General features: G+C 72.4%; 26 protein-coding genes. 11 read left to right on the forward strand and 15 right to left on the reverse strand.

What is annotated here, in order from left to right; genetic code table 11:
- Nucleotides 1–123: 123 nt before the first annotated feature.
- The 8 genes from FRCN3DRAFT_RS0234280 to FRCN3DRAFT_RS0234315 form a co-directional block, all read right to left on the reverse strand.
- The gene (locus tag FRCN3DRAFT_RS0234280) at nucleotides 124–1,071 is read right to left on the reverse strand and encodes a PLP-dependent cysteine synthase family protein (protein ID WP_007515235.1); all 948 of its coding nucleotides are present in this window, start codon (nucleotides 1,069–1,071) and stop codon (nucleotides 124–126) included.
- Nucleotides 1,072–1,109: 38 nt separating this feature from the next.
- Nucleotides 1,110–1,451, reverse strand: coding sequence for a MoaD/ThiS family protein (locus FRCN3DRAFT_RS0234285; RefSeq protein WP_007515234.1), 342 nt, complete (start codon nucleotides 1,449–1,451; stop codon nucleotides 1,110–1,112).
- Nucleotides 1,452–1,746: 295 nt separating this feature from the next.
- Complete coding sequence (locus tag FRCN3DRAFT_RS54510) at nucleotides 1,747–1,884, reverse strand: putative leader peptide (protein WP_157845295.1); 138 nt, start codon at nucleotides 1,882–1,884, stop codon at nucleotides 1,747–1,749.
- Nucleotides 1,885–1,931: 47 nt separating this feature from the next.
- Entirely contained in the window at nucleotides 1,932–2,336 is a 405-nt protein-coding gene (locus FRCN3DRAFT_RS0234295) for a M67 family metallopeptidase (protein WP_027141197.1), read from the reverse strand.
- A 75-nt stretch (nucleotides 2,337–2,411) separates the two neighbouring features.
- Nucleotides 2,412–2,966, reverse strand: a complete 555-nt coding sequence (locus FRCN3DRAFT_RS0234300) for a DUF2017 domain-containing protein (RefSeq protein ID WP_007515232.1) — start codon at nucleotides 2,964–2,966, stop codon at nucleotides 2,412–2,414.
- 61 nt (nucleotides 2,967–3,027) lie between these two features.
- On the reverse strand, nucleotides 3,028–3,318 hold the full coding sequence (clpS, locus tag FRCN3DRAFT_RS0234305; RefSeq protein WP_007515231.1) for an ATP-dependent Clp protease adapter ClpS: 291 nt from the start codon (nucleotides 3,316–3,318) through the stop codon (nucleotides 3,028–3,030).
- 76 nt (nucleotides 3,319–3,394) lie between these two features.
- Complete coding sequence (locus FRCN3DRAFT_RS0234310; protein WP_007515230.1) at nucleotides 3,395–4,054, reverse strand: NUDIX hydrolase; 660 nt, start codon at nucleotides 4,052–4,054, stop codon at nucleotides 3,395–3,397.
- 163 nt (nucleotides 4,055–4,217) lie between these two features.
- Nucleotides 4,218–5,633 carry a nicotinate phosphoribosyltransferase gene (locus FRCN3DRAFT_RS0234315; protein ID WP_051466478.1) on the reverse strand — a complete coding sequence of 472 codons (1,416 nt, stop codon included), beginning with the start codon at nucleotides 5,631–5,633 and terminating at the stop codon, nucleotides 4,218–4,220.
- A 485-nt stretch (nucleotides 5,634–6,118) separates the two neighbouring features.
- On the opposite strand from FRCN3DRAFT_RS0234315, the gene FRCN3DRAFT_RS0234320 reads away from it, so the two are divergent.
- The 8 genes from FRCN3DRAFT_RS0234320 (at nucleotide 6,119) to FRCN3DRAFT_RS0234355 (ending at nucleotide 14,338) form a co-directional block, all read left to right on the forward strand.
- On the forward strand, nucleotides 6,119–6,313 hold the full coding sequence (locus FRCN3DRAFT_RS0234320; protein WP_035930750.1) for a hypothetical protein: 195 nt from the start codon (nucleotides 6,119–6,121) through the stop codon (nucleotides 6,311–6,313).
- A 273-nt stretch (nucleotides 6,314–6,586) separates the two neighbouring features.
- The gene (locus tag FRCN3DRAFT_RS0234325) at nucleotides 6,587–8,128 is read left to right on the forward strand and encodes a helix-turn-helix domain-containing protein (protein ID WP_007515226.1); all 1,542 of its coding nucleotides are present in this window, start codon (nucleotides 6,587–6,589) and stop codon (nucleotides 8,126–8,128) included.
- Nucleotides 8,129–9,205, forward strand: coding sequence for an NAD-dependent epimerase/dehydratase family protein (locus tag FRCN3DRAFT_RS0234330; RefSeq protein WP_007515225.1), 1,077 nt, complete (start codon nucleotides 8,129–8,131; stop codon nucleotides 9,203–9,205).
- Nucleotides 9,206–9,324: 119 nt separating this feature from the next.
- Nucleotides 9,325–9,633 carry a hypothetical protein gene (locus tag FRCN3DRAFT_RS50155; protein ID WP_157845296.1) on the forward strand — a complete coding sequence of 103 codons (309 nt, stop codon included), beginning with the start codon at nucleotides 9,325–9,327 and terminating at the stop codon, nucleotides 9,631–9,633.
- 321 nt (nucleotides 9,634–9,954) lie between these two features.
- A complete protein-coding gene (locus FRCN3DRAFT_RS0234340; RefSeq protein WP_007515223.1) occupies nucleotides 9,955–10,521 on the forward strand; it encodes a hypothetical protein in 567 nt (188 codons plus the stop codon).
- Nucleotides 10,522–10,524: 3 nt separating this feature from the next.
- Nucleotides 10,525–12,807: an ABC transporter permease gene (locus tag FRCN3DRAFT_RS0234345; RefSeq protein WP_007515222.1), complete on the forward strand. Its 2,283-nt coding sequence runs from the start codon at nucleotides 10,525–10,527 to the stop codon at nucleotides 12,805–12,807.
- Complete coding sequence (locus FRCN3DRAFT_RS0234350; RefSeq protein WP_007515221.1) at nucleotides 12,804–13,568, forward strand: ABC transporter ATP-binding protein; 765 nt, start codon at nucleotides 12,804–12,806, stop codon at nucleotides 13,566–13,568. Before FRCN3DRAFT_RS0234345 ends, FRCN3DRAFT_RS0234350 begins: the two co-directional genes overlap by 4 nt.
- A complete protein-coding gene (locus tag FRCN3DRAFT_RS0234355) occupies nucleotides 13,565–14,338 on the forward strand; it encodes an ABC transporter ATP-binding protein (protein WP_007515220.1) in 774 nt (257 codons plus the stop codon). The genes FRCN3DRAFT_RS0234350 and FRCN3DRAFT_RS0234355 overlap by 4 nt, the downstream gene beginning before the upstream one ends.
- Before the next feature lie 144 nt (nucleotides 14,339–14,482).
- Here the strand turns inward: FRCN3DRAFT_RS0234355 and FRCN3DRAFT_RS0234360 are convergent, their stop codons facing one another.
- The 5 genes from FRCN3DRAFT_RS0234360 to FRCN3DRAFT_RS47630 form a co-directional block, all read right to left on the reverse strand.
- Nucleotides 14,483–15,850: an ABC transporter substrate-binding protein gene (locus FRCN3DRAFT_RS0234360; protein ID WP_007515218.1), complete on the reverse strand. Its 1,368-nt coding sequence runs from the start codon at nucleotides 15,848–15,850 to the stop codon at nucleotides 14,483–14,485.
- A 144-nt stretch (nucleotides 15,851–15,994) separates the two neighbouring features.
- On the reverse strand, nucleotides 15,995–16,819 hold the full coding sequence (locus FRCN3DRAFT_RS50160; RefSeq protein ID WP_131803634.1) for a MarR family transcriptional regulator: 825 nt from the start codon (nucleotides 16,817–16,819) through the stop codon (nucleotides 15,995–15,997).
- A gap of 230 nt (nucleotides 16,820–17,049) precedes the next feature.
- The gene (locus tag FRCN3DRAFT_RS0234370; protein ID WP_007515216.1) at nucleotides 17,050–17,532 is read right to left on the reverse strand and encodes a hypothetical protein; all 483 of its coding nucleotides are present in this window, start codon (nucleotides 17,530–17,532) and stop codon (nucleotides 17,050–17,052) included.
- Between the two features lie 308 nt (nucleotides 17,533–17,840).
- A complete protein-coding gene (locus tag FRCN3DRAFT_RS47625) occupies nucleotides 17,841–18,683 on the reverse strand; it encodes an ABC transporter ATP-binding protein (protein ID WP_007515215.1) in 843 nt (280 codons plus the stop codon).
- A gap of 175 nt (nucleotides 18,684–18,858) precedes the next feature.
- The gene (locus FRCN3DRAFT_RS47630; protein ID WP_007515214.1) at nucleotides 18,859–19,380 is read right to left on the reverse strand and encodes a DUF2752 domain-containing protein; all 522 of its coding nucleotides are present in this window, start codon (nucleotides 19,378–19,380) and stop codon (nucleotides 18,859–18,861) included.
- A 40-nt stretch (nucleotides 19,381–19,420) separates the two neighbouring features.
- On the opposite strand from FRCN3DRAFT_RS47630, the gene speB reads away from it, so the two are divergent.
- Nucleotides 19,421–20,488 (forward strand): agmatinase, encoded by a 1,068-nt coding sequence (gene speB / locus FRCN3DRAFT_RS0234390; protein ID WP_007515213.1) that lies wholly within the window; start codon nucleotides 19,421–19,423, stop codon nucleotides 20,486–20,488.
- Between the two features lie 51 nt (nucleotides 20,489–20,539).
- Here speB and FRCN3DRAFT_RS0234395 read toward each other — a convergent pair whose 3' ends face one another.
- On the reverse strand, nucleotides 20,540–21,349 hold the full coding sequence (locus FRCN3DRAFT_RS0234395) for a TrmH family RNA methyltransferase (RefSeq protein ID WP_051466480.1): 810 nt from the start codon (nucleotides 21,347–21,349) through the stop codon (nucleotides 20,540–20,542).
- A 176-nt stretch (nucleotides 21,350–21,525) separates the two neighbouring features.
- On the opposite strand from FRCN3DRAFT_RS0234395, the gene FRCN3DRAFT_RS0234400 reads away from it, so the two are divergent.
- Together FRCN3DRAFT_RS0234400 and add are read left to right on the forward strand one after the other, a co-directional pair.
- Nucleotides 21,526–22,977, forward strand: a complete 1,452-nt coding sequence (locus tag FRCN3DRAFT_RS0234400; protein WP_007515211.1) for an 8-oxoguanine deaminase — start codon at nucleotides 21,526–21,528, stop codon at nucleotides 22,975–22,977.
- A gap of 291 nt (nucleotides 22,978–23,268) precedes the next feature.
- A complete protein-coding gene (add, locus tag FRCN3DRAFT_RS47635) occupies nucleotides 23,269–24,354 on the forward strand; it encodes an adenosine deaminase (protein ID WP_007515210.1) in 1,086 nt (361 codons plus the stop codon).
- Between the two features lie 51 nt (nucleotides 24,355–24,405).
- Here add and FRCN3DRAFT_RS47640 read toward each other — a convergent pair whose 3' ends face one another.
- Nucleotides 24,406–24,801, reverse strand: a complete 396-nt coding sequence (locus tag FRCN3DRAFT_RS47640; RefSeq protein ID WP_007515208.1) for a hypothetical protein — start codon at nucleotides 24,799–24,801, stop codon at nucleotides 24,406–24,408.
- Nucleotides 24,802–24,944 lie beyond the last annotated feature (143 nt).

Consider the following 24,944-nt stretch of genomic DNA (forward strand, 5'->3'; position numbering starts at 1 on the left):
TCTCATGCTCTGGCGCTTCCCGCTCTCGGCGCCTTCGACCCTCCACAACCTGGGCGTTCGCGGGACCGCACGATCCCCCGGCGTCCTACCGGAGTCCGGGCCGGGTGCCCATCGGAGTCCCGGTCAGGCCCAGAGCTGGCCCTCGAGCGCGGCCTCGGCCTCCTCCAGCGTCCCCGCGTAGGCGCCGGTGGACAGGTACTTCCAGCCGCCGTCGCAGACGATGAACGCGATGTCCGCGCGTCGGCCCTCCTTGACGGCGCGGTCGGCCTGGCCCAGCGCGGCGTGCAGGATCGCGCCCGTGGAGATGCCGGCGAAGATGCCCTCCTCGGCGACCAGCTCGCGGGTGCGCCGCAGCGCCTCCTTCGGGCCCACCGAGTACCGCGACGTCAGCACCGCCGGGTCGTAGAGCTCGGGCACGAAGCCCTCGTCGATGTTGCGCAGGCCGTAGACCAGCTCGCCGTAGCGCGGCTCGGCGGCGACGATCGTGATGCCCGGCACGCGCTCCCGCAGGTAGCGGCCGGTGCCCATCAGGGTCCCGGTGGTGCCCAGGCCGGCGACGAAGTGGGTGATGCTCGGCAGGTCCTCGAGGATCTCCGGGCCGGTCGTCTCGTAGTGCGCCTGCGCGTTCGCCGGGTTGCCGTACTGGTAGAGCATCACCCAGTCGGGGTGCTGCGCGGACAGCCGCTTGGCGACGGCGACCGCCTCGTTCGAGCCGCCGGCCGCCGGCGAGAAGATGATCTCCGCGCCCCACATCGCCAGAAGCTGCCGGCGCTCGATCGAGGTGTTCTCCGGCATGACGCAGGTCAGGCGGTAGCCCCGCTGGCGGCAGACCATCGCCAGCGAGATCCCGGTGTTGCCGGACGTCGGCTCGAGCACCATCGCGCCGGGGCTGAGCACGCCGCGCTTCTCGGCGTCCTGCACCATCCACAGCGCCGCCCGGTCCTTGATCGAGCCGGTGGGGTTGTCCTGCTCCAGCTTGGCCCACAGCCGCACGTCCGCGGACGGTGACAGCCTCGGCAGGCCGACGAGCGGTGTCCTGCCGACGGAGCCCACCAGGGAGTCGTAACGCATGATCTGCTACCGATCTGTGGCCTGCTCGCGGCCCGCGGTCAGCCGCCAGCGACGGCGGGCAGGATGGTGACCTTGCCCAAAGTCGCTGGCATCATGGCGGAGCCGCCAGCGACGGCGGGCAGAATAGTTACCTCGTCGCCGTCGGCGAGTTTCGCGTCGAGGCCGCCGAGGAAGCGGACGTCCTCGTCGTTGATGTAGACGTTGACGAAGCGGTGCAGTTCGCCCTCGCCCTCGCCGGACACCAGGCGGCCGCGGAGACCTTCGTGGCGGGCGTCGAGGTCGACGAACAGCGCGCCGAGGGTGTCCCCCGTGCCCTCCACGAGCTTCGAACCGCCGGTGTGGGTGCGCAGGATGGTCGGCACGCGGACCTTGACTGCCATGGTGTTCCTCGTCTCCTTCGGTTCGTTCGCGCCGCTCGCCCGCGGGCGACGGCGACACGCCCGGCGCGTCCGGGCGCGAAACGTACACGTAGAACCAGCGTCGTAACGAAACCAGCGTCCATGCTCGCCCGCGGCCGGACAGCCCGACCGGCGCGGCGAGCGGCCTCCAGTGTTTCAGGGTTCGCGGCCCGCGGGACCCGCTCTCACGAACATGATCACGTCTTTGTCGATCCCTACCGGGAACACCGTCGACGGTGTCAACGCTTCCCGGCGGTGCGCGCGACCGCGGCGAAGGTCAGTGCGCGCCGCGACAGCGGGCGCTGGCCACCCGCAGGAGGTCGACGTGCAGCCGCGCGACCAGGCGCAGTTCCGGAACGCCCTCGGCCACCGCGGCCCGGGATCCGGGCCGCATCGGGTGGTGGGACGCAGTCATAGCAACCATGGTTGCACAGATATGACACCGGCACCGTGAGCAGCGGTTCAGGCGATCTCGACCGGCTCCTCCGTGATGGCGCCGTCGACGATCCGGAACGACCGGAACTCCGTGACGTCGGGCTCCCTGGTGGAGGCCAGCACGTAGTGCGCGCCCGGCTCGGAGGCGTACGAGACGTCGGTGCGGGACGGGTAGGCCTCGGTCGCGGTGTGCGAGTGGTAGATGACGACGGGCTCCTCGTCCCGGTCGTCCATCTCCCGCCAGACGCGCAGCTGCTCCATCGAGTCGAACCGGTAGAACGTGGGCGAACGTTCCGCGTTCTCCATCGCGATGAACCGAACCGGGGTGTCCGAGCCGGCCGGGCCGGCGATCACGCCGCAGGCCTCGTCCGGGTGGTCACGGCGGGCATGATCGACGATCGCCTGGTAGAGGGCGCGCTCAATTCGCAGCACGTCGAACAAGCTACCTGCCGTCGGGATCAGGCCGCCGCGCGGCGATCCGCTCAGCACCGCCGCGCAGCGGGCCGCTCAGTACAGGGCGCGGACGAGGTTGTCGACGAGGGTCGTCAGCAGCTCGTACATCTCGACGAACGGGGCGCGCTGATCGTCGGGCGGCAGCTCGCCGAGTTCCTCGAGGAAGTCGTCGTCGGTGATGCCGAGCCGGGTACCGAGCACCAGGCGCAGGTCGTTCAGCGTGGTCAACCAGTCCTGGGCGGCTTCCTCGTCGAGCAGCAGCACCTCGCTGGGCCCGGGCAGGGTCGCGAGCACCCGGCGGGCGGCGGCTCGCTTGTGGGCCAGCGAGTCGTCGGTGCGGCGGCGGCGGAAGTCGCCGGAGGCCAGTGGGTCCTCCGGGTATGGATCCGGCAGCAGGCGGGCCAGCGCCGGGTCCTCGGGCGGCGGCGGAGCGGTGTCACGCAGGCCGACGAGCGCCTCCAGCGGGTCGTCGACCGGCGGCGGCTCCAGCATGCCGTCGATCAGCCGCACCAGCTCGGCGAGGATCGTGCCCTCCCAGCGGGGCAGCCGCACCTCGACTCCACCGGCCGTCCGCCGGAAGCAGTCCGGGAACCTGTAGTAAGACCCCACGTTCCCGTCCCCATCCAGCGGTCTGCCCCGACTCCAGGGGCGCATCCAGCTCACGAGCCAGCTAGTCCTGTCTGACGGTGGCCCAGAGGCCGTAGGTGTGTAGGCGGGCCGCGTCGCGCTCCATCTCGTCGCGAGTACCGCTACTCACGGACGCCCTGCCCTTCTGGTGGACGTCCATCATCAGTTTGCGCGCCGTCGCCTTGTCGTAGCCGAACAGCTTCTGGAAGACGTAGGTCACATACGACATCAGGTTGATCGGATCGTTCCAGACGATCGTGACCCAGGGCCGGTCGTCGCTGAGCTCCTCGTCGATCTCCTCGACGTCCGCGGGTGAGACGGTGGTCGCGGTCACGATCCCTATTGTTACGCATGCCGCGGCTCCCTTCTCGTCGGGCGGGAGGTCGGCTCCGCCCCGCCCAGGCCCCGCCTCATACGGAGCGGCGCAGGAGCGGGGGGTAGAGCGCGGTCGCGGAGCCACGGCGGTAGAGCTGGGCGGGACGGCCGCCGCCGCGCGGCGAGCTGACCGCGCCGACGGACAGGACGAAGTCCGGCGTGCTGAGCACCTTGCGCCGGAAGTTGGGCGGGTCCAGGGTCACCCCCCAGGCGGCCTCGTAGACCCGGCGCAGGTCGGCGAGGGTGAACGGCTCCTCGCAGAAGGCCGCCGCCATCGGCGTGTACTCGAGCTTGCTGCGGGCCCGCTCCACCCCGTCGGCGACGATGCGCGGATGGTCGAAGGCCAGGGTCGGGCCCTCCGGCGAGTCCAGGTCCTCGACCGGCCACCAGCGGGCCTGCTGGCCGCGCCGGCCCGGCTCCGGCTGCGGCAGGTTCGGCAACAACGCCAGGTAGGCGACGCTGACGACCCGGGTGCGCGGGTCCCGCCCCGGGTCGCCGTAGGTGTAGAGCTGCTCCAGGTGGCCGGCCGCGGTGACGCCCGTCTCCTCGGCGAGCTGGCGGCGGGCCGAGGAGTCCAGGTCCTCGTCGGCGCCCACGAAGCCGCCCGGCAGCGCCCAGTAGTCCTGGAACGGGGGCTCGTCGCGCTGGATGACGAGCACGCACAGCCGCCCGGCCCGCAGTGTGAGCAACACCACGTCGACGGTGACGCTGGTGCTCGGCTGCCGGACCGGCCCACGCGACGTCCCCTGGCCGCGCGACGCCCCCTGACCGGTGGCGCCACCTTGGCCTCGGATTGTCGCTCGGCTCACAGATCCAGCTTCTCTCACCGGCTGACGCGGGCCGCAGCGGCCACGCTCATCAGGGCGACGGCACGGCGCTGATGACCGGCAGGCAGGGATGGCCGAAGGTGACGGAGCGGGCGTGCGCCGGCAGGTCGGCGATCGCCGCGCGGTGGTGCTCGCGGGCGCGGCGCAGCCCCGCCGCGCCCGTCGCCGTGGCGTCCACGACCGCGCCGGCCCGCACCAGCGGCACGAGCAGCGGCCGGTCGTACCCGGGGCCGCCCAGCTGGCCCGGGACCGGGGGCGGCGCGACCGGCCCGTCGAGCTCGGCCGGCGCCAGCCCGTCGCTCCTGTGAACCTGGCCGTCCGCCGTGCGCCGCCCGTCCGCGCCGCTGCCGCCGGGGCGGTAGCCGGCTGGTACCACCAGGTCGACGACCGCGGCTCCGTCGGCGCCGTGCCGGCGCAGCACCTCCTTGCGGCCGCCGCGGGTGGCCTTGCCGACGGACGTCTTGGCCACCGGGCGGCCATCGACCTCGACGAGCTTGTAGACGAAGCCGGCGGTGGGCGCGCCCGAGCCGGTGACCAGGCTGGTGCCTACCCCGTAGGCCGCGGCGGGGACGCCGGCGAGCCGGGCGATCCCGTGCTCGTCGAGGTCCCCGGTGACGATGACACCGGTCTCGGTGGCGCCCAGCGCGTCGAGCTGGATCCGGGCCGCGCGCACGCCGGCGGCCAGGTCGCCGCTGTCGATGCGGATGGCGCCGAGGCCGGGACCGGCGGCGGCGACCGCCGCCGCGATGCCCTCCCGCGTGTCGTAGGTGTCGACGAGCAGGGTGGTCTCGGCGCCGAGGGTCGCCACCTGGGCCGCGAAGGCGTCCCGTTCGGTCGCGTGGACGAGGGTGAAGGCGTGGGCCGCGGTGCCGGAGGTCGGCACCGCCCAGCGCCTGGCCGCCTCCAGGTTCGAGGTGGCGGCGAAGCCGACGAGGTAGGCGGCCCGGGCCGCGGCGACGGCGGCCTCCTCGTGGGTGCGCCGGGAACCCATCTCGATGAGAGGTCGGTCACCGGCCGCCTGCACCATCCGGGCGCCGGCGGCGGCGATCGCGCTGTCGTGGTTCAGGACCGACAGGGTCAGCGTCTCCAGCAGCACGCATTCGGCGAACGGGCCCTCCACCACCAGCACCGGGGTTCCAGGTAGGTAGGGCTCGCCTTCAGCGAAGCCATGGATGTCGCCGGAGAAGCGGTAGCCGGCAAGCCAGTCCGCGGTCTCGGCGTCGATGACGCCGGTGCCAGTGAGCAGACTCAGCTCGTCCGGGCCGAACCGGAAGTCAGCGAGCGCCTCCAGTAGCCGGCCGGTACCGGCGACGACGCCGTAACGGCGGCCGGCCGGCAGTGACCGAGCGAACACCTCGAAGGTGGCCCGACGCCCCGCGGCACCCGATTTCAGTGCTGCGCGGAGCATCGTCAGCTCGTAATGATCTGTAAAAAGCGCCGTGGACATCCGGACCAGGGTAGGTATCCCCAAGCCATGGCGCGCGGGAAAAGTCCGAATGGCGCGCCCAACGAAGGACGGGTGTCGCACAACCCTTCCAGCACCAAGGCGGACCGGCGGGTCCCGACGCGCCGACGGCACCGGACCAGCCCAGTTGGTCATGGCCGCCCTCCCCCGGCGCGACGCGCTAGTGCACCGTCGGAAAGGCCCATCGCCACAGGTCTTCTTCGACCGCGCGGCGCTGGCCGGCGACGCCGCGCGGGGGAGCACACAGGGAGATCACGCCCGACACGGGCGGGCCACGTCGAAAGCCGGGCGGGTTCGGGCAGGCTATGACGTGCGCGGGCTCACCGGACGTGCGCTGATGAACTGGTCACCTTCGCTGCCGGCCGGCGCCCGCGCCCTCCTGGATCCGTGCCGCCTGTGCCGCGGTAGACGGCGTGATCCCGGATGGCGTGCCCGTCCGTCGAGGTCGGCATGCGATCGTTGTGACCGTGCACGGCAACTATGCGGGGGTATTTCTGGTCGTCGTCGGCGGGGCGTTGTTTGCCCTGCTGGTGCTGGGTGGCCGAGCTGGAAGAAGCCTCGCGCGGGAGATCTGGGGCCGTATGGGCCTGCTGCGCTGGGTCGCTGTGGCCATCGTGGTCGTCGTCTTCCTCGACTTGGCGGACGGCATACCGAACAAGTGATCCGCCAACAACGAAAGACCAACAAGACACCTAAAAAGCAATGGAACGTCGACGAACGTCCGGTGCGGACAACGCCGTGGCTGGCGACGCGACCCCAGCGGTGCGACGGGATGTCGGCGGATCTCCTTACGCCCGGCCGCGTCCAGCGGTGGCGATCCGCACCACTACGGTCGCCCTCCCGAATGCATGTACGAATTGTCCCTATGCGCCTGCAGATGCCCGACTAGTTAGGCTCACTTCCTGTAACCCAGCTACGACCCGAGAGGACACCGGGTGACCGGTCAGACTTGGCTGTGGACGCCGCCACGGCCGACCCCTGCTCCCGTCGGCGTCGGCCAGCTGCTTCGCGCCTATCGGCAGGCCCACGGCCTAACCCAGCAGCAACTCGCCGACCAGCTGGGGTTCGACCAGTCGTACGTCTCCAAGGTCGAGAGCGGCCGGCGGGCGATCCATGACATCTCGACGCTGCGTCACATCGCCCGTCACCTCGACCTCGCGCCCGAGGACGTCGGCCTCGCGCCCGGCACGCTCGCGGACCGGCGTCGCGACGCCACCCGGGACGCGTTCGCCGAGCAGGCCGCCGCCAGCCAGCGCTCCTGGAAGGTCACCCGGGACACCCTCAACCGCAACCGGATCAAACTGGCCAAGGCCGCCGCCGGCCTCTACCCGGAGCCCTACCGCCTCTTCTCCGGTCTGCTGGCCAGGCCGGGCTGGATCTGGCCGCAACCGCTCGACATCGACGAGGTCGCGCTGCGCTGGGCCGACGACGTCCCCGAGCCGGTCCTCACCGGGGGCGAGCCGGAGACCGACGGCGCCCGCCCGCTGATCGCCGACGGCGGCCCGTACGTGCGCTACCAGCGCTACACCCGCGCGATGCGCGACCTGGACCGGCCGACCCTGTTCGAGAACCGGCTGAGCTTCCGGCTCGTCGACATCGCCCGCGACGAGACCACTCCTCGGCTGCTCACCGCCGGCGATGCGAGGACCGGCGCCGAGGCCCGCCCCGGCGGTGACCGCGCCGGCCTGCCCAGGCTCGCGTTCAGCCACACCACCTACTTCGACGCCGTCGACGTCTGTGAGACGGTGGCGCACGAGACCGCCGCCGCGATGATGTCCGGCGGGCTCGCCTGGCCGTCGCTGCCGTTCCGCCGCCGCGTCGGCGACCCGTTCGACCTCGCCAGCCGGCCGGTGCTGCCGTCCATCAACACGCTGACCATCCGGGCCGACCGCGACTCCGCGAGCTTCCTGCTGCACCGGCGCAGCGCCGGTTCGGTGGCCACCGCGGGCGGCGTCTACCACGTCATCCCGGCCGGGGTCTTCCAGCCGTCCGGGATCACACCCTTCCACCACCGGGCCGACTTCGACCTGTGGCGCAACATCATGCGGGAGCTGTCCGAGGAGCTGCTGGGCAACACCGAGCACGACGGCAACTCGTCCGCCCCGATCGACTACGACGCGGACGAGCCGTTCCGTGCCTTCGACGAGGCGCGCCGCGACGGCCGGGTACGGGTGTCCTGCTTCGGGGTGGGCGTCGACGCGCTGACCCTTTTCGCAGAGATCCTCACCGTCGTCGTCATCGAGGCCGACACGTTCGACAACATGTTCGCGGAGATGGTGCACAGCAACGCCGAGGGAACGGTGGTCGCCGCCGGGCCGCACCGCGCCGTCGCCGAGGGCATCCCGTTCACCTACGCCACCCTGCGCCGGCTCATCGACGGCGAGCCGCTCGCGCCGGCCGCCGCCGCCTGCCTGGAGCTCGCCTGGCGTCACCGCGAGCAGCTGCTGCCGGGGCTTCGGCTTCGAGCGGCGTCCTGAGTGCCGTCTCGCGGGGGACGCTCGCGCAGGATCCTGGTCACCGGCGCCGGCGGGTTCATCGGGGGTGTCGTCGCCGACCTGCTCGCGGCGCGGGGGCACCAGGTCACCGCGCTGGTGCGGCCCGGAGCGCCGGCGGCGCGGTCACCGGCGCTGCGGCGCGGCATCGAGGTGGTCGCGGCCGACCTGCTCGACCCACGCTCGCTGGACGAGGCGCGCCTTGACCGGGGCTTTGACGGCGTCTGCCACCTGGCGGCGCTGACCCGGGTGCGCCAGTCGCGCGCCGAGCCGCTGCGGTACTTCGAGACCAACGTCACCGGAACGGTCAACCTGCTCACGACGCTCGACCGCGGCGTCGCGGCGGGCGGGCCGCCGCCGGTGGTGGTGTTCGGCTCGACCGGGACCGTCTACGGCGACCCGGGCTCCGCTCTGGTCCCGGAGTCCCAGCCGGCCGAGCCGGTGCACCCGTACGGCGCCTCGAAGCTCGCGGCGGAGCACGCGATCGCCCACCAGGCCGCGACCGGCCGGATCGGTGCCGTCGTGCTGCGCTTCTTCAACGTTTCCGGTGGCGTGCCGGGGCACGTCGACCGGGACACGACCAGGATCATCCCGGCCGCGCTGCTCGTCGCCGCGGGCCGGACGGACGCCTTCCGGATCAACGGGGACGGGCGGGCGCTGCGCGAGTACGTGCACGTGCGCGATGCCGCGGAGGCGTACGCGCTGGCGCTGGAGGCCGTCCCGCCCGGCGAGCGCCGCGTCTACAACGTGGGCAGCGGGACCGGCGTGTCCGTCAGCGACGTGCTCGCCGCCGTCGAGCGGGTGACCGCGCGCCCGGTGCGCCGGGAGTTCGCCCCGCCGGTGACCGAGCCGCGGGCGCTGGTGGTCGACAGCGGGCGGATCCGTGCCGAGCTGGGCTGGCGGCCCCGCCACTCGAAGCTCGACCAGATCATCTCCGACGCGTGGCGATGGTCCCTCCTGCGCGGCCCGCTGGCCGGCGACAGCGGCGACGATGGCGTCGACGTCGACGTGCGTGACGGGTCGGGCACCCACACCGATGTGAGAAGAACCGCACCGCTATGACGCCGGGGCCTTGGACCGCCACCGCCGGCCGCCGGAACCCTGGAAAGGTCGTTGTCGTCGCGGCAGAAGCGGGGCCCATGACCGGATGCCTCTGGAAGCGCGAGGAGAGCCACGATTCGGTGGCTGTCGGCCGAGCGAGCCGTCCCTACCACGTCTACGACCACGAAGGGGACCATCTCGGCTCGTTCACGGCCTGGGAGACCGCCCATGAGTGGGCCCACCTCCAGGTGGCCCTGAGCGCGCTACCCGCGCCGCTCGAGGTCGAGGACCGCCGCCGGCGCACCCGCCGTCAGGTCTGGGTCGACCACTGCGCGCCCTTCCCGACGCCAGCCACCGAGGCGACCGGCTCTCCCGGCACCGACCCCGGCACCCCGCTCGCCGCATCCGCTTTCGCTTTCGCCCCGCCACACCCCCGCGGCCCCAGCTGAGGCGGACGGTCCGTGGCCGCCCGGGGCGCCCGACGAGGCCACGGTCCGCCACCGAGGCAGTCGGCCGTGGACCGCGCGGCGTCACGAAGACGACCGATTCCGACGAAGTCGCTGGTCGGCCGCCGGGGTAGTCGTGCACGCGATTCCGCTCGACCACCCCCATGGGCACACGTCGCCACCTCCGCACACTAATCTGGCGTCTAATGGCTGGCGATCTCCTTCGCGCGCGTGTCCACACGCCGCGTCGTGGATCGCCTTGGCGGACGACCAGCGGGGTGTCCCCGCCCGGTTTCCGGATGAACACGTTCCTGGGGGAACACGGTGGACGAACAGAGCGCTGGCGCGACGGAGTCGCGGACCACCTCCCGGCTGGTGGTAGACGTCGTCCGGGCGCTGCGAGGCTGGGTGGTGATCGCGGCGGGCGCTGTCCTACTGCTCAGCTGCTATTTGGGGGTCTCGGGCGAGAGCGACCCGGGGCTCCAACTGCCCTATGTGGTCTCCGGCGGGTTCGGCGGGCTGGCCCTCGTGCTCGTCGGCAGCGCCCTGCTGATCGCCGATCGGCTGGAGTCGACACAGGCAAGCCGCGCGACGGCCGCCCAGGGGCGCCTCGCCACGCAGGTCGACGACCTGCACGCCCTGGTGGTCGCCGCGGCGAACGCGGGCTCCCCCGCGGGCGCGGGGACGGTGCCGCCGCCGACCGCCCAGCCGCCGGCCCAGTCGCTGCCGGCCGACGACGGCTCGGTCTACGCGGTGCCGGGCGGGCGCACCTTCCACCGGCCCGGCTGTGAGCTGCTGGCCGGTAAGGCCGCGCAGCGGGTCGAGGCGTCGCAGGTCAGCGGGCGCGGCCTGTCTCCGTGCTCGGTCTGCGCGCCGATCCTGGTCGGCTAACCGATGCTCAGCGTCGACCTGGCGATCGCCGGCCTCGCCATCGGCGCGATCGCCGCGCTGTCCGGCATCGGCCTGCTGGTCACCTACCGCACCAACGGGGTCCTGAACCTCGCCCAGGGCGGCATCGCGGCCCTGGTCGCCTACGTGTACCGGCAGATGGCGGTCGAGTGGGACCTGCCCAAGTGGCTCGCGGCCGTGCTCGCGCTCGCCATCCTGTCACCCCTGCTCGGCCTGCTGCTGGAGCGGTTCGTCTTCCGTCCGCTCGCCCGGCGGCGCGCCTCCGCGGCTGAGTCACTGGTCGCGAGCCTCGGCGTGCTGGTGCTGACGCTGGGCATGTGCGCCGGCATCTGGGGGCTCGGCTCCAAGAACGACACCCCGCCGTTGTTCCCGAACAAGTCGGTCGGGATCAGCGGGCACCGCATCGGTGTCGACACGATCAGCACGCTCATCCTCATCGTCGTCTGCTGTGTCGCGCTCGGAGTGGTGCAGAACCGCACCAGGTTCGGCCGGCAGATGCGGGCCGTCGTCGACGACCGCCAGCTCGCGGAGCTGTCCTCGGTGCCGGCCGACCGGGTCGCCGCCGTCGGCTGGGCGTTCGGCACGACGCTCGCGGGCTTCACCGGCGTGCTGCTCGCGCCCCGGCTGCAGCTGTCCCCGTACGGGCTGTCGCTCGTCGTCCTGGAGACGTTCGCCGTCGTCGTCGCCGCTCGCCTAGCGAGCCTGCCGATCGCCGTGTTCGCGGGCCTCGCGATCGGAATCCTGCAGAGCGAGCTGACCCAGTTCAAGGTGGACGGCCAGTTCGCGGACGTCTACCGGTCGCTCGAGTCGAACCTCTTCGTGGTCGTCCTGCTCGTGCTGCTGCTGGCCATCCCGAAGCTGAAGGAGCTGGGCGACGCGGGCTCGGCCGGCCGGTTGTCCAGCCGCGGCGCGCAGGACCCGGCCGGGACGGTCGAGGAGCGCAGCAAGGACCTGGTGTGGAAGCTCGCGGGCTTCGTCATGCTGCTCACGCCGCTGCTCTTCCGGGCCGCGGACCTGCGTTCGGCCTTCGACGTCCCGGCCGTCGCCCTGATCATGCTGTCACTGGTGATCGTCACCGGCTACAGCGGGCAGGTGTCGCTCGGCGTCGCCGGCTACGCGGGCCTCGGTGCCCTGTTCTCACTGAAGCTCGCGAACGGCGACTTTCTCGGCCTGCCGAGGATGCCCGGACTGCTCGCGATCCTGGTCGGGGCGATCCTGGTCGCCCCGGTCGGTCTGATCACCGGCTACCCGGCGATCCGGCGGCGTGGCCTCACGCTCGCGTTGACCACGTTCGCCGTCGGCGCCGTCGTCAGCCAGTTCGTCTTCGAGCAGCCCAAGTTCTCCAGCGGTCTTTACGTCAACTCCCTGTACCTGGGCGGCTGGCAGCTCAACGACAAGGCGTTCTACGTCATCGAGCTGGTCGGTCTGGGCCTGGGCCTGCTCGCCGTGCGCAGCCTGCACCGCGGCCGGCTGGGCCGGGCACTGCTCGCGGTGCGCGACAACACCGGCGGCGCGGCGGCGGTCGGCGTCGACGTGCGCAACCTCAAGCTGATCGCGTTCACCATGTCCTCGGTCGTCGCCGGCCTCGGCGGCGCGCTGCTGGTGCAGGGCGCCTCGTCGTTCTCGTCGCAGACCTTCCAGCCGATCCAGAGCCTGCTGTGGTTCACCGCGATGGTGGTCTTCGGTGCGGACAGCGCGGTCGGCGCGATCATCGGCGCGTCCCTGATCGTCGCGATCGACGTGCTCGCACCGTCCGGCTCGTCGACGCTGGCGATCGGCATCCTGGCGCTCTCCCTGGGCTGGCTGCCCGGCGGCCTCGCCTCGGCCGTCCGCGGCCTGGCGCGGTTCGTCGCCCAGCGCCTCGCCGACCAGTTCGTCGAGCCCGAGGCCCTGGTCCGCCCGGTGCCGCGGCCGCCGGCCGCCGCAGGTCTCGGGGCAGCCATCCCCCGCCCCACCGCACCGGGCGACGCGGCTGCCACGGCCACGCCGGAGGTTCCGGCGGGCGTCTGGCTCAGCGAGCCCCTGGCCGCCGGCTCGGCGGGCCTCGCGGCCGCCGAGCGGATCGCGACCGAGCGTGGGCTCGACCTCACCCCGTTCGGCCAGACACTGCTACGCATGCTGAGCGCCAGGAGCACGGGCCCCGACGCCGTGATCCCGGCACCGGCCGGCGAGGTCGGGCCACGCGCCTCCGGTTCGTCCACCGGCCAGCAGGCCGGCTCCGTGCCGGCGGGCTCGAACAGCAACCACCTGGAAGGAGGCCGGTGGTGAGCCGCGCCGAACTACGCGCCGTCGGCCTCGTCCGTCGCTACGGCGGGCTCACAGCGGTCGACCACGTCGACATCTCCGCGCCGCCTGGGCTGATCACCGGGCTGATCGGTCCGAACGGTGCCGGCAAGTCGACGGTGTTCAGCCTGCTCACCGGCGTCGAGCAGCCCGACGAGGGCGCCGTGCTGCTCGGCGAGCGTGACATCACCAAGCTGCGCCCCGACCAGCGTTCCCGGCTGGGGCTGGTACAGACGTTCCAGGTGCCGTCGCTGTTCACCAGCATGACCGTGCGGGACAACCTGCTGGTCGGCGTCGAGAACCGCCGCCGGGACTACGCCGGCGGCCTGTTCGGCCGCGGCATACGCGGCAACGCGCGGCACGACGAGGTAGTCGACGAGATGCTGGCCTCCCTCGGCCTGACCGACGTGGCCAACGTGATCACCGGGTCGCTGCCCACCGGAGCGCTGCGGCTGGCCGAGTGCGCCAGGGCGCTGTGCACCCACCCGGACGTGCTGCTGCTCGACGAGCCGGCCAGCGGCCTCGACGCCGCCGAGACCGAGCGGTTCTCCCAGTTGCTGCGCCGGATCGCCGCCAACGGCGTGGCGATCGTGCTCGTCGACCACGACGTCGACCTGGTGTTCACCGTGTGCGACCAGGTCTACGCGATGGTCGGCGGCCGGGTGGTCGCCCACGGCGACCCGGCGGCGGTTCGCGCCGACCCGACCGTCCAGTCCGTCTACCTCGCGCAGGGAACGGTGGCATGACCGCTCCGGATTCATCGTCCGCCGCCATCGCGGCCGGCTCGTCCGCCAGCGCACTGGCGGCCGCGGCCGCGGCGACGGCACGCGCCGGCGCTCCGGCCCCCGACGGCATCGAGCTGCGGCTGACCGGTGCCCGCGCCGGCTACGGCGCCGTCGAGGTGCTGCACGGCCTGGATCTCGTCATCCCGTCCGGCAAGGTCACCGCACTGCTCGGCGTCAACGGTGCCGGCAAGAGTACGACGCTGCGTGTCCTCGCCGGACTGGTCTCTCTGCGCAGCGGCACGCTCACCTGGCGCGACCAGGTCATCACCAGGATGTCCACGGTCGACCGGGCACGACGCGGCCTCCTGCTGGTACCGGACGAGCGGGCCGTGTTCGCGAGCCTCTCGGTACGCGACAACCTGCTCGTCGTCGCCGAGGCCACCGGGCACCCGGACATCACGCCGGCGCTGGAGGCGTTCCCGAAGCTGCGTGACCGGCTGCCCCAGCGGGCCGGCTCGATGTCGGGCGGCGAGCGACGCATGCTCGCGCTCGCCCGCGCCCTGCTCGCCCGCCCGAGCGTGCTGATGGTCGACGAGCTCTCGCTGGGCCTGTCGCCGAAGGTGGCCGCCGAGCTGTTCGAGTGGCTCGCGACCGTCGCCGCGACCGGCACGACGGTCATCCTGGCCGACCAGTACACCGACGCGGCGCTCGGCATGGCCGACCTCGCCTACGTCCTGCACCGTGGCGAGCGCTCCTTCGTCGGCGACCCCGCGGAGCTCGCGCACGCCTAAGCCCGCCGCCGCGACACGGCGACCGAGCGACGATCTCAGAAAATGCCGAGGGGCGCTGGTCCCGGCTGATGCCGGGACCAGCGCCCCTCGAAATTTCCCTGCGGACGGCCCTCTCTGGGCCGCTTCTCCAGCCGGGTGGAACCGTCAGCCGGCGTTGAAGCTGAACATTGGGACGTCGAAGCAGTTCTTGGTCATGTCGTCGGTCTGAGACGTCCAGCCAGCCTTGCCGGTCGGAGCGCTGTTGGTCCAGCGCACCACGTTCAGGCAGCCGTTGTGGGTCGCCGGCGGGGTGTCGACGACCTTGAAGTTGTGCGGGATGAGCAGGCCGTTCGCGTCATAGGTCGTCGTGCTCATGTAGTTGTCGACGCACTTGCGGGTCAGGTCCGCTCCGCAGGACTTCATCGCGTCCGTCAGCCACATCGCCGAGATGTAGCCCTCGAACATCCACATGCTCATCTTGCCGGCCCGGTCCGGGAAGTACTTCGCGATGGCGTCCCGGTACTTCTTGACCTCCGGGTCATCCACGTTGTTGTAGTTCTCGCTCTGGCTGATCGCGTACAGGTTGTTCAGGCACGTCGGCGTGAACTTGTAGGCCTCGCCGGCCGCGTCCGTCCAGCTCTGGGTGGTGGTGACCTTCGCCTTCAGCGGCATGTTCTGGGCCTGGATCGACTGGCACAGCGCGACGTTGGCGTCGGAGGTCAGCGCGTCGAAGACGAGGTCGACATTCTGGCGCTTCATGTCCAGCACGGCCGCGTCCCAGTTCTGCAGGCCGAGGTTGATCGACTCCTTGACGACCTTGTACCCCTCCTTCTGCAGGCCCGCCGCGATCGAGTCCGCGTACTGCTTGGACGGCCCGATCTCGAAGTACACGACCGCCGCCGTCTTGGCACCGAGCTTCTCCTTGAACCAGCGGTAGTTCTCGGTGCCGGCGTACAGCTTGCCGTCGTAACCCGGCGCCTTGCCGTCCCGCGGGTAGCCGAAGCCACCGTAGATCGAGTACAGGTGCGGGTACTGGTAGTAGGCGGTTCCGGAGACCGGCTCACCGCCGACGTCGGGGACGCCCTTCTGGCTGACGTACGGCGCGCCCGCGTAGTCGAACGACGTCGTGCCGGCGAAGGCGAAGACCTTCTTGTCATCGATCAGGTCGTGGACACAGGTGACGTTGCCGTCGCCGCTGCCCTTGTCGTCGCAGAGCTCGGCGGTGACCTTCCGGCCGTTCACCCCGCCGGCGTCGTTGAGCGCCTTGAAGTAGGCCTGCGCGCCGAAGGTGGTCGCCGAGAAGGTGTCCGCGCCGAGGGGGCTGTTCTTGGCCGCCATCACCCCGACCTTGATCTCGTCCGGGGTGACACCGGTGTCGGACGCCGTGTTGGCGGACGCCCCCTGCGTGGCGCCGCCGGTGTTCCCGGTGTTTCCGGTGTCGCTGCCGTCGTCGTGGACCCGGCTGCCGCACGCGGACAAGGCCAGCGTCGACAGCGCCACAGCGGCGACGAGCGCTCGGGCTCGGATGGACATGCTCTCCCCTGGTGAGTTCCGTGACGCTGTCACGCTATTCCCGCGCCGATACCCCGCCGGCTCCAGCCAACCGGGACGCGGCTCACACCCGCGCGGCGGGCGCGACATCTCGCCGGCTGGCATGGGCCAGCCCGACCGAAGCGGCTAGCGCAGCGGCAGCAAGCGCCGCCACCACGGCCGCCGGGCGCCGGAGGTGGATGTGGGCGGATCCGGCTCGGTGGACGTGTCGGCGTCCTCGATGTCGCCGTCGGCGTCATCGGCCGCCGTGTCATCGGTGGCCGCCGTGTCGGCGTCCGGTGACGTGGCCGGGGCCGCGATGAGCTCCGCCTCCGCCACCTCGTCCTCGGGGACGGCCACATCGACCGGCTCGGACGCGGGCTCGGGCGCGGCGGCCGCCTCGACGACAGGAGCGGCCGGCTCCTCCTCGGAAGCCGCGGGCTCGGCTGACGCCACGGGCGCCACCTCCGGGGTGGGCTCCGGCTCCGGTGCGGGCTCCGGCTCCGCCTCGGCAGCCACCGGCTCGACGGTCTCAGCGGCCGGCTCGGTCGACGGCGTGGCCTCCTCGGCCGCCGGCGCGGGCGGCGCCGGCTCGTCGTCGCCCGGAAGGCGGGCCGCCGGGATGCCGGGCACGTCGTCCAACCCCTGGCGCGCGGCCGGGATCTGCGGTGCGTCGTCCACGTCGCTGTCGGCGGCCGCCGGGGCGGCGGGGGCCGCGGCGACGGACTCCTCAGCCGCGGGCGCCTCGGCGGTCTGCCCGTTCGGCGGGGCCGCGGTGCCGACCGCCACCTGGTTCACGATCTTGCCGTCGGGGCCGACGATCCGCACCAGCCGCCCCTGCTCGGCGAGCTTGCGACACGCGTTGTTGACAGAGCTGCGGCTGGCACCAATGGCCTCCGCGAGTCTGCCGTCGTCCAAACCGGTTGGAGCCCCGGTCAGATGGCCGAGAATCCGGTCCGCAACAGTAGCCACGAAGCGGACGCTATACGTTATCCGTGTCTCACCGACAAGCGGGGTGGAATTGCCCGCCCGGTGTGCCCACGCTGGCGCGCGCCGCCCATCTGGCAGCGTCTGTCCGCCAAACATCGGCCACCTTGCGTAACGGGACGCTAACGGGCGGGCACCAGACGACCGCCGGGCGGTCACCGGCGGCGCCGGCGGACGCACCCAGGGCCGCTCTGGGCCGCTCGGTCCAGTCCCGCTCAGTCGAGGTGGAGGGCGTCCTCCTCGGGAGCCACCGGCCACGTCTCCGGGTCGCCCAGGTACTCGGCCCGCCGCCCCGTCGGCACGTCGCCGGGGCCGTTCGCGTCGTCGGCGACCAGCCCGGCCAGCCGCAAGCTGCCGCCATCGTCACCGAACGGCGTGTTGATCCCCTCGACGTCGTCGTCGAGCACCGGGCCCGACTCGGAGCGTTCCGCCTCCAGGTAGGGATCCACGTCCGGGATCTCCTGGGCCAGCTGGTCGTCCAGCGAGGCTCCCGCCCGGCCCTCCGTGGCGGTCGGACGGTGCCGGGTCTCGGCACTCGGCCGGTCCGGGGCGTCCCAGCTGTCGTCGAGAGGGTCCAGGCCCGCGTCGGTGTCGCCCAGGTCGTCGCTGTCGAGGCTCTCCTCGACGGTCAGCGGCACGTCGTCGAGAACGCTCGACGAGTCGAACGTCTCCCGCGCATAGTCGGCGGGCTCGGTCATCGTTGCCTCCCGGTGGGTCTGGGTCGGGGCCCCGGCGGTCTTTCCCCGCGCACTCCGGTTGCTCACGCACACCAGGTTGCTCACGCGCTCCGGTTGCTCACGTGCTCCGGCGTCGCGTACTCAGGTACTGCCTCGCCCGTTCCCGGCGTTGACCACAGTAACCGGCTTCCCCTCGAATCCCGGCCCCGCGGGTACCCGGCCGCGAGGGCCGCCGTCGCCGCCGAACGGTCCGCGCGGATGCGCCGCGAACGGCGGCTACCTGCCTGAGCGACAGGGAAACCGGCTGCGGCAGGCGTCAGGCACAGGCATCAGGCGGCCGGTGCGCCTGCCTCGGGGGTGTCGGTCGTGGCCAGCATCCGCCGGCCCGCCGATTCGTCCGACTCGTCGTCCGAGGATCCGTCGTCGCGGGGCCGCGCGGCCGCGTCCTCGGCCGGCTCGGCCTCCAGCAGCAGGCGACCCTCCGAGAGGACCGCGACGCGGTCGGCCAGCGCGGACGCCTCGCCGGCCGAGCGGGTCGCGTACAGCAGCGTGAACCCGAGCTGGCGGTGCAGCACGCGCAGGTCGGCCGCCAGCCGGACGCGCAGGTCCTCGTCGTCCACCGTGCCGAGCGGCTCATCGAGCACCAGCACCCGCGGACGCAGCACGAGCGCCCTGGCGATCGCCACCCGTTGCTGGTGCGCCGGCGAGAGCTGCGGCGGGCGACGGCGGGCGTAGTCACCCAGCCGGACCAGCTCCAGCGCCTCGCGGACCCGGCGGGCCGCCGCCGCCTGGCCGGCCGGGGTGGCCAGCGCCCGCCCGCGCGACTGGGGTGCGCCACCCCGCAGGCCGAAGGCGACGTTCGCGGCGACGTCGAGGAACGGGAAGAGGCTGTAGCGCCCGAACACCGCGACGACGTGGCGGCGCACGGCCGGCAGGTCGGCGGCCTCCGCCCCGTCCAGCAGCACATGGCCCTCGGTCGGGGCCTCGAGCCCGGCGACCAGGCGCAGCACGGTCGTCTTACCCGCGCCGGCGGGGCCGACCAGGGCGAGCGACGCGCCGGGGGCGACGGTCAGTTCGACGCCGGCCACCGCGGCGGCCGAGGCCCCGGGATGGTGGTGCGTCAACCCGACCAGTTGGATCTGGCCGGCACACCGGCCCGTGCCCTGCGTCATTCGCACCCCCAGGGTCCTGGGACATCCGGTCGAACTGTAGCGAAGTCCCCCAAGTAACCGGATCGTGCCGCCCTGGCGAGCGAGCGGTGCGATCAACCGTCTCCGGCCTTATGCGGGGAGGAATACGCGGGAAGTACGTGGACGCCGGGCCAGCCATGGGCGAACTACGGGTCGCCTACGAGTGCAGCCAGTGGCCGACGGGTCCCGGGATGTTGCGCACGATCCAGAACGCGATGACCAGGACCGGGATCGCCCGGTAAAGCGACGCGGGTGGCTGCGGCAGCCGGACCTGGAAGCCCAGCAGCCGAGCCATGGCGACCAGCCAGCCGACCACCAGGCACGGCGCGGCGACGACCAGCAGGACGTTGTAGTTCGCCGCGTGCCCCAGGTGCCCGTGCAGCAGCTGGTGCAGCCCGCGCATCGAGCCACAGCCGGGGCAGTCCAGGCCGGTCACCAGCTTGAACGGGCAGGTCGGGTAGTGGCCCGGCTCGGCCGGGTCGACGAGGTAGATCATCGTCGAGCCCGCCGCCACGACCGCCGCCACCCCCAGGTAGCCCGCGAGCCGCGCGCGCCGCGACCAGCGGCGCACCGGCCACCCCGGGAGGGCGTCGGCGCCACCCTGGCCCGGGACGGGCACCGAGGCGGGCGCCGAGGCGGGCGTGGCCGCCGAGGGGCCAGGCTGGTCCGCCAGACTCATACTGGCCAGCGTAGACGGAAGCGGAGGGGAGGCGGACGTGATGGACGAGGCCGACAAGACGCCGAGGACCTCGGGCCGGCCGGTGCCGCCCTACGCGGCGCGCGAGGCCGCCGCGGGTAATCCCGACGGACCTGGCTACGCCGGTCTCGCGACGTTCTGTGGCCGGCCCTGGTACGAGACCGAGGCGGAGCTGCTGGCGCGGCGCCCCGACGTGGCGGTCGTCGGCGCCCCGTTCGACGTCGCCACCACCCACCGGCCAGGCGCCCGGTTCGGCCCGCGGGCGCTGCGCGCGCTGGCCTACGACCCGGGCACCTACCACCTCGACCTCGGCATCGAGATCTTCGACTGGCTCGACGTCGTGGACGCGGGCGACGCGCACTGCCCGCACGGGCTCACCGAGGCCTCCCACGCGAACATTCGCGCCAAGGTCCACGAGGTCGCCCGGGCCGGCATCTTCCCGCTGGTGCTGGGCGGCGACCACTCGATCACCTGGCCCGCTGCGACGGCGGTCGCGGAGGCGGTCGGCTGGGGCGAGGTCGGCCTGCTGCACTTCGACGCGCACGCCGACACCGCCGACATCATCGACGGCAACCTGGCCTCCCATGGCACCCCGATGCGCCGGCTGATCGAGTCCGGCGCCATCCGCGGCCGCAACTTCGTCCAGGTCGGGCTGCGCGGCTACTGGCCGCCACCGGACGTCTTCGCCTGGATGCGCGAGAACGGCCTGCGCTGGCACCTGATGCACGAGGTCTGGGACCGCGGCTCACGCGCCGTCATCGCCGACGCGATCGCCGAGGCGGTGGACGGCTGCAAGGCGCTGTACCTGTCGGTCGACATCGACGTCCTCGACCCCGGGTTCGCGCCCGGCACCGGCACTCCGGAGCCCGGCGGGATGAACCCGGCCGACCTGCTGCGCGCCGTCCGCCAGATCGCCCTGGACACTCCGCTGGTCGCGGCCGACATCGTCGAGGTCTCCCCGCCCTACGATCACGCCGAGACCACGGTCAACAGCGCGCACCGGGTAGCGATGGAGATCTTCGCCGCGCTCGCCCACCGCCGCCGCGCCGAGGCCGGAGGCACACCGGACCTGCCCGGAACCGCCCCCTGACCCTGCTTCCCCCTGACTCCATGGTCCCCGCTAGCTGGCCTGACTGTCCCGCTAGCTGATCGGCGGGGAGGCCGGCCGGCCCAGGGCGTAGCAGGCGATGGCCGCGGTGGCGGCGACGTTGAGGGAGTCGACGCCGGCGGCCATCGGGATGCGGATCCGGCGGCTGGCGGCGGCCTGCGCGGCGGCGGAGAGGCCTTCGCCCTCGGTGCCGAGCAGGACGGCGACGCGGGCGTCGGGCGCGAGGCGCAGCGCCGAGAGGTCGGTGGCGTCGGCGGCCGGGGTGAGGGCGAGCAGCTCGAAGCCGCGCTCCGTGAGCGTGGCCAGGCTCGCCGGCCAGGGGTCGAGCCGGGCATAGGGGACCGCGAAGACCTCGCCCATCGAGACCCGGACCGACCGGCGGTACAACGGGTCGGCGCAGCGCGGGCTGAGGAGCACCGCGTCCATTCCGAGACCGGCCGCCGACCGGAAGATCGCGCCGAGATTGGTGTGCGAGACCAGATCCTCGAGGACGAGGACGCGCAGCGCCCAGGAGAGCAGTTCGGCAGGGTCGCGGGCGGGATGACGCCCCATCGCGGCAAGCGCGCCGCGATGCACCTCGAAGCCGGTGATCTCGGCGAGCACGTCCGGCCCGGCCAGGTAGACGGGGACGTCCGGGCCGATCTCGGCGGGGACGGCGTCGAGCCGCGCGGGCGCCACCAGGACCGACCGCGGCGGGTAGCCGGCGCGCAGCGCCCGCTGGATCACTCGTTCACCCTCGGCGATGAAGATCCCCTCGGCCGGCTCCTTGAGGCGGCGCAGGGCGACGTCGGTGAGGGCGACGTAGTCGGCCACGCGCGGGTCGGCCGGGTCGTCGACCGGCACGATCCTCAGCGTTGTCGGGGTGGCCGAGGTCGCCGTCGCCGAGGTCGCCGACGAGTCTGGCGAGGACGCCGGGGAGGCCGGGTACGCCGGGGAGGCCGGGGAGGCCGGGGAGGCCGGCTTCCGCGGATTGCTTGCCGTCATATGGACGTAACCCCAGGCCAGCAGAATCGGCCCTCATGACCGCGCACCCGGACTCCCCCTCGCCTGCCGCCCTGAACGGCCAGCCGGCCGACCTGCTGGTGGCCGGAGCCGAGCTGGTCGCGACCGTCGACACCGAGCGCCGCGAGCTGCCCGGCGGCTGGGTGGCGATCACCGACGGGCTGGTGAGCGGCGTCGGCGCGGCCGGTGATGAGCCGCCGGCGGCCAGGCGCGTGCTGCGCGCCGATGGCTGCCTGGTCACTCCGGGACTGGTCAACACCCATCATCACATCTACCAGAACCTCACCAGGGCCTTCGCCCCGTCCCTGCACGGCACGCTCTTCCAGTGGCTGACCACGCTGTACCCGCTGTGGTCGCGCCTCGACGAGGAGGCGGTGCATGTCTCCGCGTACATCGGGCTCACCGAGCTCGCCCTCGGTGGCTGCACGACGACCACGGACCACCTCTACGTGCACCCGAAGGGCGGCGGTGACCTGATCTCGGCGGAGATCGCCGCCGCCCGCGAGCTGGGCATGCGCTTCCACCCGACGCGCGGCTCGATGTCCCTGTCGAAGAAGGACGGCGGGCTGCCGCCGGACTCCGTCGTTCAGGACCCGGACGAGATCCTCGCCGAGTCGGCCCGGCTGGTGGCGGCGCATCACGACCCGGCACACGGCGCCATGGTGCGGATCGCGCTCGCTCCCTGCTCACCGTTCTCGGTCAGTCCCGAGCTGATGACGGCGACGGCCGAGCTCGCGGAGCGGCTGGACGTCCGGTTGCACACCCATCTGGCCGAGGACCCGGAGGAGGACGACTACTGCCTCGCGGTCTACGGCCGCCGACCCATCGACCACTTCGCCGAGGTCGGCTGGGGCAGCGACCGGTCCTGGGTCGCGCACTGCATCTGCCCGAACGAGGAGGAGGTCGCCCGGCTCGGCTCCTGGGGCACCGGGGTGGCGCACTGCCCGAGCAGCAACATGATCCTCGGCGGCGGCCTCGCCCCGATCCGCGAGTTCCGCGCCGCCGGCGTGCCGGTGGGCCTGGGCTGTGACGGGTCGAGCTCGGCGGACTCGGCGTCGCTCTGGATGGAGGCGCGCAACGCGATGCTGCTCGGCCGGCTGCGGCACGGTTCGGCGGCGATGTCCGCACGGGACGCGCTCGAGATCGCGACCAGGGGCGGCGCGGGCTGCCTGGGACGGGTGGGCGAGATCGGCGAGCTGTCGGTCGGCGCGGTCGGCGACCTGGTCGTCTGGCCGCTGACCGGGATCGCGTTCGCGGGCGCCCTTTCCGACCCGATCGAGGCCTGGCTGCGCTGCGGCCCGGTCGCCTCCCGGCACACCGTCGTCGCGGGCCGCCTCGTCGTCGAGGACGGGACGCCGACCCACCCGGGCGTCGACGAGATGCTGGCCCGTCACCGGACGATCGCCACCGGCATCCAGGCCGCCGTCGAGGACGCGGGCCCCATCCCGGCAGCGACGACGCGCGCCTGACGGACTCTCTCGCCGTGTCGCCGTGTCGCCGTGTCGCCGTGCGCGAGCCCGCCAACGTCCGTCCGGCGGCACACGACCGGTTGATCGCCGCGGGCGTGTTGTCGCGGTCGTGGATCCGACCAAATCGCGACCACGACAACACGCCCGCGGCGATCATGAATTGCCGTGGGCGGGGCATGCCCGCGACGCCGGGGCATGGGTGGCAGAGTCGGCGGAGGTGCCGGGGTGTGCCTGCTTCCGCCTGACCAGTCGGCGCGGAACGCGGGACGAGATCTTGCGGAAGGCGTTGAGATGGATCGGACCGTGACGGCGGGCGCGGCGGGTACGGAACCGCTCGACCTGGCCACCGCGCTCGACCTGCTGCCGAAGGTCGAGCTGCACTGCCACATCGAGGGCACGATGCGGCCGGGAACGGTTCTCGACCTGGCCCACCAGCACGGGCTGGCGCTGCCAACGGAGAACCTCGATGAGCTGTACTCCTACAGCTCACTGAACGAGTTCCTGTCGATCTTCTGGCTGGTGCAGTCGACGCTGGGCGGACGCGACGACTGGGCCCGACTCGGCTACGAAAGTGTGGTCGACGCCGCCGCGCACGGCCGGGTCTACGCGGAGATGTTCTTCACCCCTGCCCGGCACCTCGACTCCGGGCAGCGCCTCGCCGACATCGTCGCCGGCCTCGCCGACGGGATCGCGGCGGCCGAGGCGGAGACCGGGGCGCGGGCGATGCTCATCGCCGACATCGACCGGGCGTTCGGCCCGGCACCCGGGCTCCAGATGGTGACCGAACTGGGCGAACTACGCCGTTCGGGCGCCCCGGGTATCGAGCGGGTTCTCGGCGTCGGAATGGACTCCACCGAGCTGGGGGTCGATCCGAAGTCGTTCGTGAAGGCGTACCGGGCGGCGGCCGGCGCCGGCTTCCGGCTGACCGGGCACCAGGGCGAGAACTCGCCGCCGTCGGCGATCGCCGAGGTCATCGACGTCCTGGGCGCCGAACGCGTGGACCACGGGCTCTCACTGGTGGACGACCCGGAGCTGGTGCGCCGCTTCGCCGCCGAGCGCATCCCGCTCACCGTCTGCCCGAACTCCAACATCCGCATCGCCAACGCGTTCCCCGCGCTGGCCGAGCACCCCTACCCGACGATGCGCGCCGCCGGCCTGCTGGCGACGCTCAACACCGACGACCCGGCGATGACCGACCTCGACCTCGGCTACGAATACGCCTCCGTCGCCGAGGCCTTCGACTACACCTTCGACGACATGGTCACCATCGCCCTCGACGGCGTCGAGGCCACCTGGCTCGACGCGGACGCCAAGCGCGCGCTGCGCGACCGCGTTACGCGGGCCGCCGAGGACCTACGTTCCCGACTGGCTGAGTAGCGTGGCGGCCGGCCGGCCAGCGGCGGCGGCCGCTCACGCCCTCAGCGGTGACTATCGGACACGGGCAACCGTGACGGCCGGCGCGGCCGAGGCGTCCTCATGCGCCGACCAGGCGAGCCCGAACACGACGATGATGATCACCAGGGTGATCATCATCAACGTCCTCACGGCGGCCAGCATCGGCCGCAGGAAGGTCAGGGACAGCGTCCAGAGTGTCCGGATGTGTCGAGTCAGCCCGACGGTAAATGCGATCAGTCCGAAGACGACGACGAGGCCCAGGACGATGCCAGGCCCCTGGTCCTGTGACTGCGCCGCCTGATAGGCGGCTGTCGCGAGATGAATACGACGCGAGGTGTTCACGATGATTTGAGCCCCCGAATGCTCCGTGCTTCCTTGTGTGCGTTGCACTGTTCCGTCCAACAGCGTGCCCGCCGGGATCACCGGCATCTTCTAGTTCGGCTCCATGCCTGCGCTCCAACCCGTGTTCAGACCACGACCAGATATGAGCAAAGCCGCGGACACTGAGCCGCCCACCAACTTTCGATTCGTGTCGATGAGCGACGTCACCAATGAGTACACAGGGCGAATAC

This window comes from Pseudofrankia saprophytica, assembly GCF_000235425.2.
GTDB classification, from domain to species: Bacteria; Actinomycetota; Actinomycetes; order Frankiales; family Frankiaceae; genus Pseudofrankia; species Pseudofrankia saprophytica.

Bases quoted from the DNA above. Each gene is read 5' to 3' on its own strand.
- FRCN3DRAFT_RS0234280 (WP_007515235.1), bottom strand. From the start codon at position 1,071: ATGCGTTACGACTCCCTGGTGGGCTCCGTCGGCAGGACACCGCTCGTC.
- FRCN3DRAFT_RS0234285 (WP_007515234.1), bottom strand. From the start codon at position 1,451: ATGGCAGTCAAGGTCCGCGTGCCGACCATCCTGCGCACCCACACCGGC.
- FRCN3DRAFT_RS54510 (WP_157845295.1), bottom strand. From the start codon at position 1,884: ATGACTGCGTCCCACCACCCGATGCGGCCCGGATCCCGGGCCGCGGTG.
- FRCN3DRAFT_RS0234315 (WP_051466478.1), bottom strand. From the start codon at position 5,633: ATGTCCACGGCGCTTTTTACAGATCATTACGAGCTGACGATGCTCCGC.
- FRCN3DRAFT_RS0234345 (WP_007515222.1), top strand. From the start codon at position 10,525: ATGCTCAGCGTCGACCTGGCGATCGCCGGCCTCGCCATCGGCGCGATC.
- FRCN3DRAFT_RS0234355 (WP_007515220.1), top strand. From the start codon at position 13,565: ATGACCGCTCCGGATTCATCGTCCGCCGCCATCGCGGCCGGCTCGTCC.
- FRCN3DRAFT_RS0234360 (WP_007515218.1), bottom strand. From the start codon at position 15,850: ATGTCCATCCGAGCCCGAGCGCTCGTCGCCGCTGTGGCGCTGTCGACG.
- FRCN3DRAFT_RS0234370 (WP_007515216.1), bottom strand. From the start codon at position 17,532: ATGACCGAGCCCGCCGACTATGCGCGGGAGACGTTCGACTCGTCGAGC.
- FRCN3DRAFT_RS47625 (WP_007515215.1), bottom strand. From the start codon at position 18,683: ATGACGCAGGGCACGGGCCGGTGTGCCGGCCAGATCCAACTGGTCGGG.
- FRCN3DRAFT_RS47630 (WP_007515214.1), bottom strand. From the start codon at position 19,380: ATGAGTCTGGCGGACCAGCCTGGCCCCTCGGCGGCCACGCCCGCCTCG.
- speB (WP_007515213.1), top strand. From the start codon at position 19,421: ATGGACGAGGCCGACAAGACGCCGAGGACCTCGGGCCGGCCGGTGCCG.
- FRCN3DRAFT_RS0234400 (WP_007515211.1), top strand. From the start codon at position 21,526: ATGACCGCGCACCCGGACTCCCCCTCGCCTGCCGCCCTGAACGGCCAG.
- add (WP_007515210.1), top strand. From the start codon at position 23,269: ATGGATCGGACCGTGACGGCGGGCGCGGCGGGTACGGAACCGCTCGAC.
- FRCN3DRAFT_RS47640 (WP_007515208.1), bottom strand. From the start codon at position 24,801: ATGCCGGTGATCCCGGCGGGCACGCTGTTGGACGGAACAGTGCAACGC.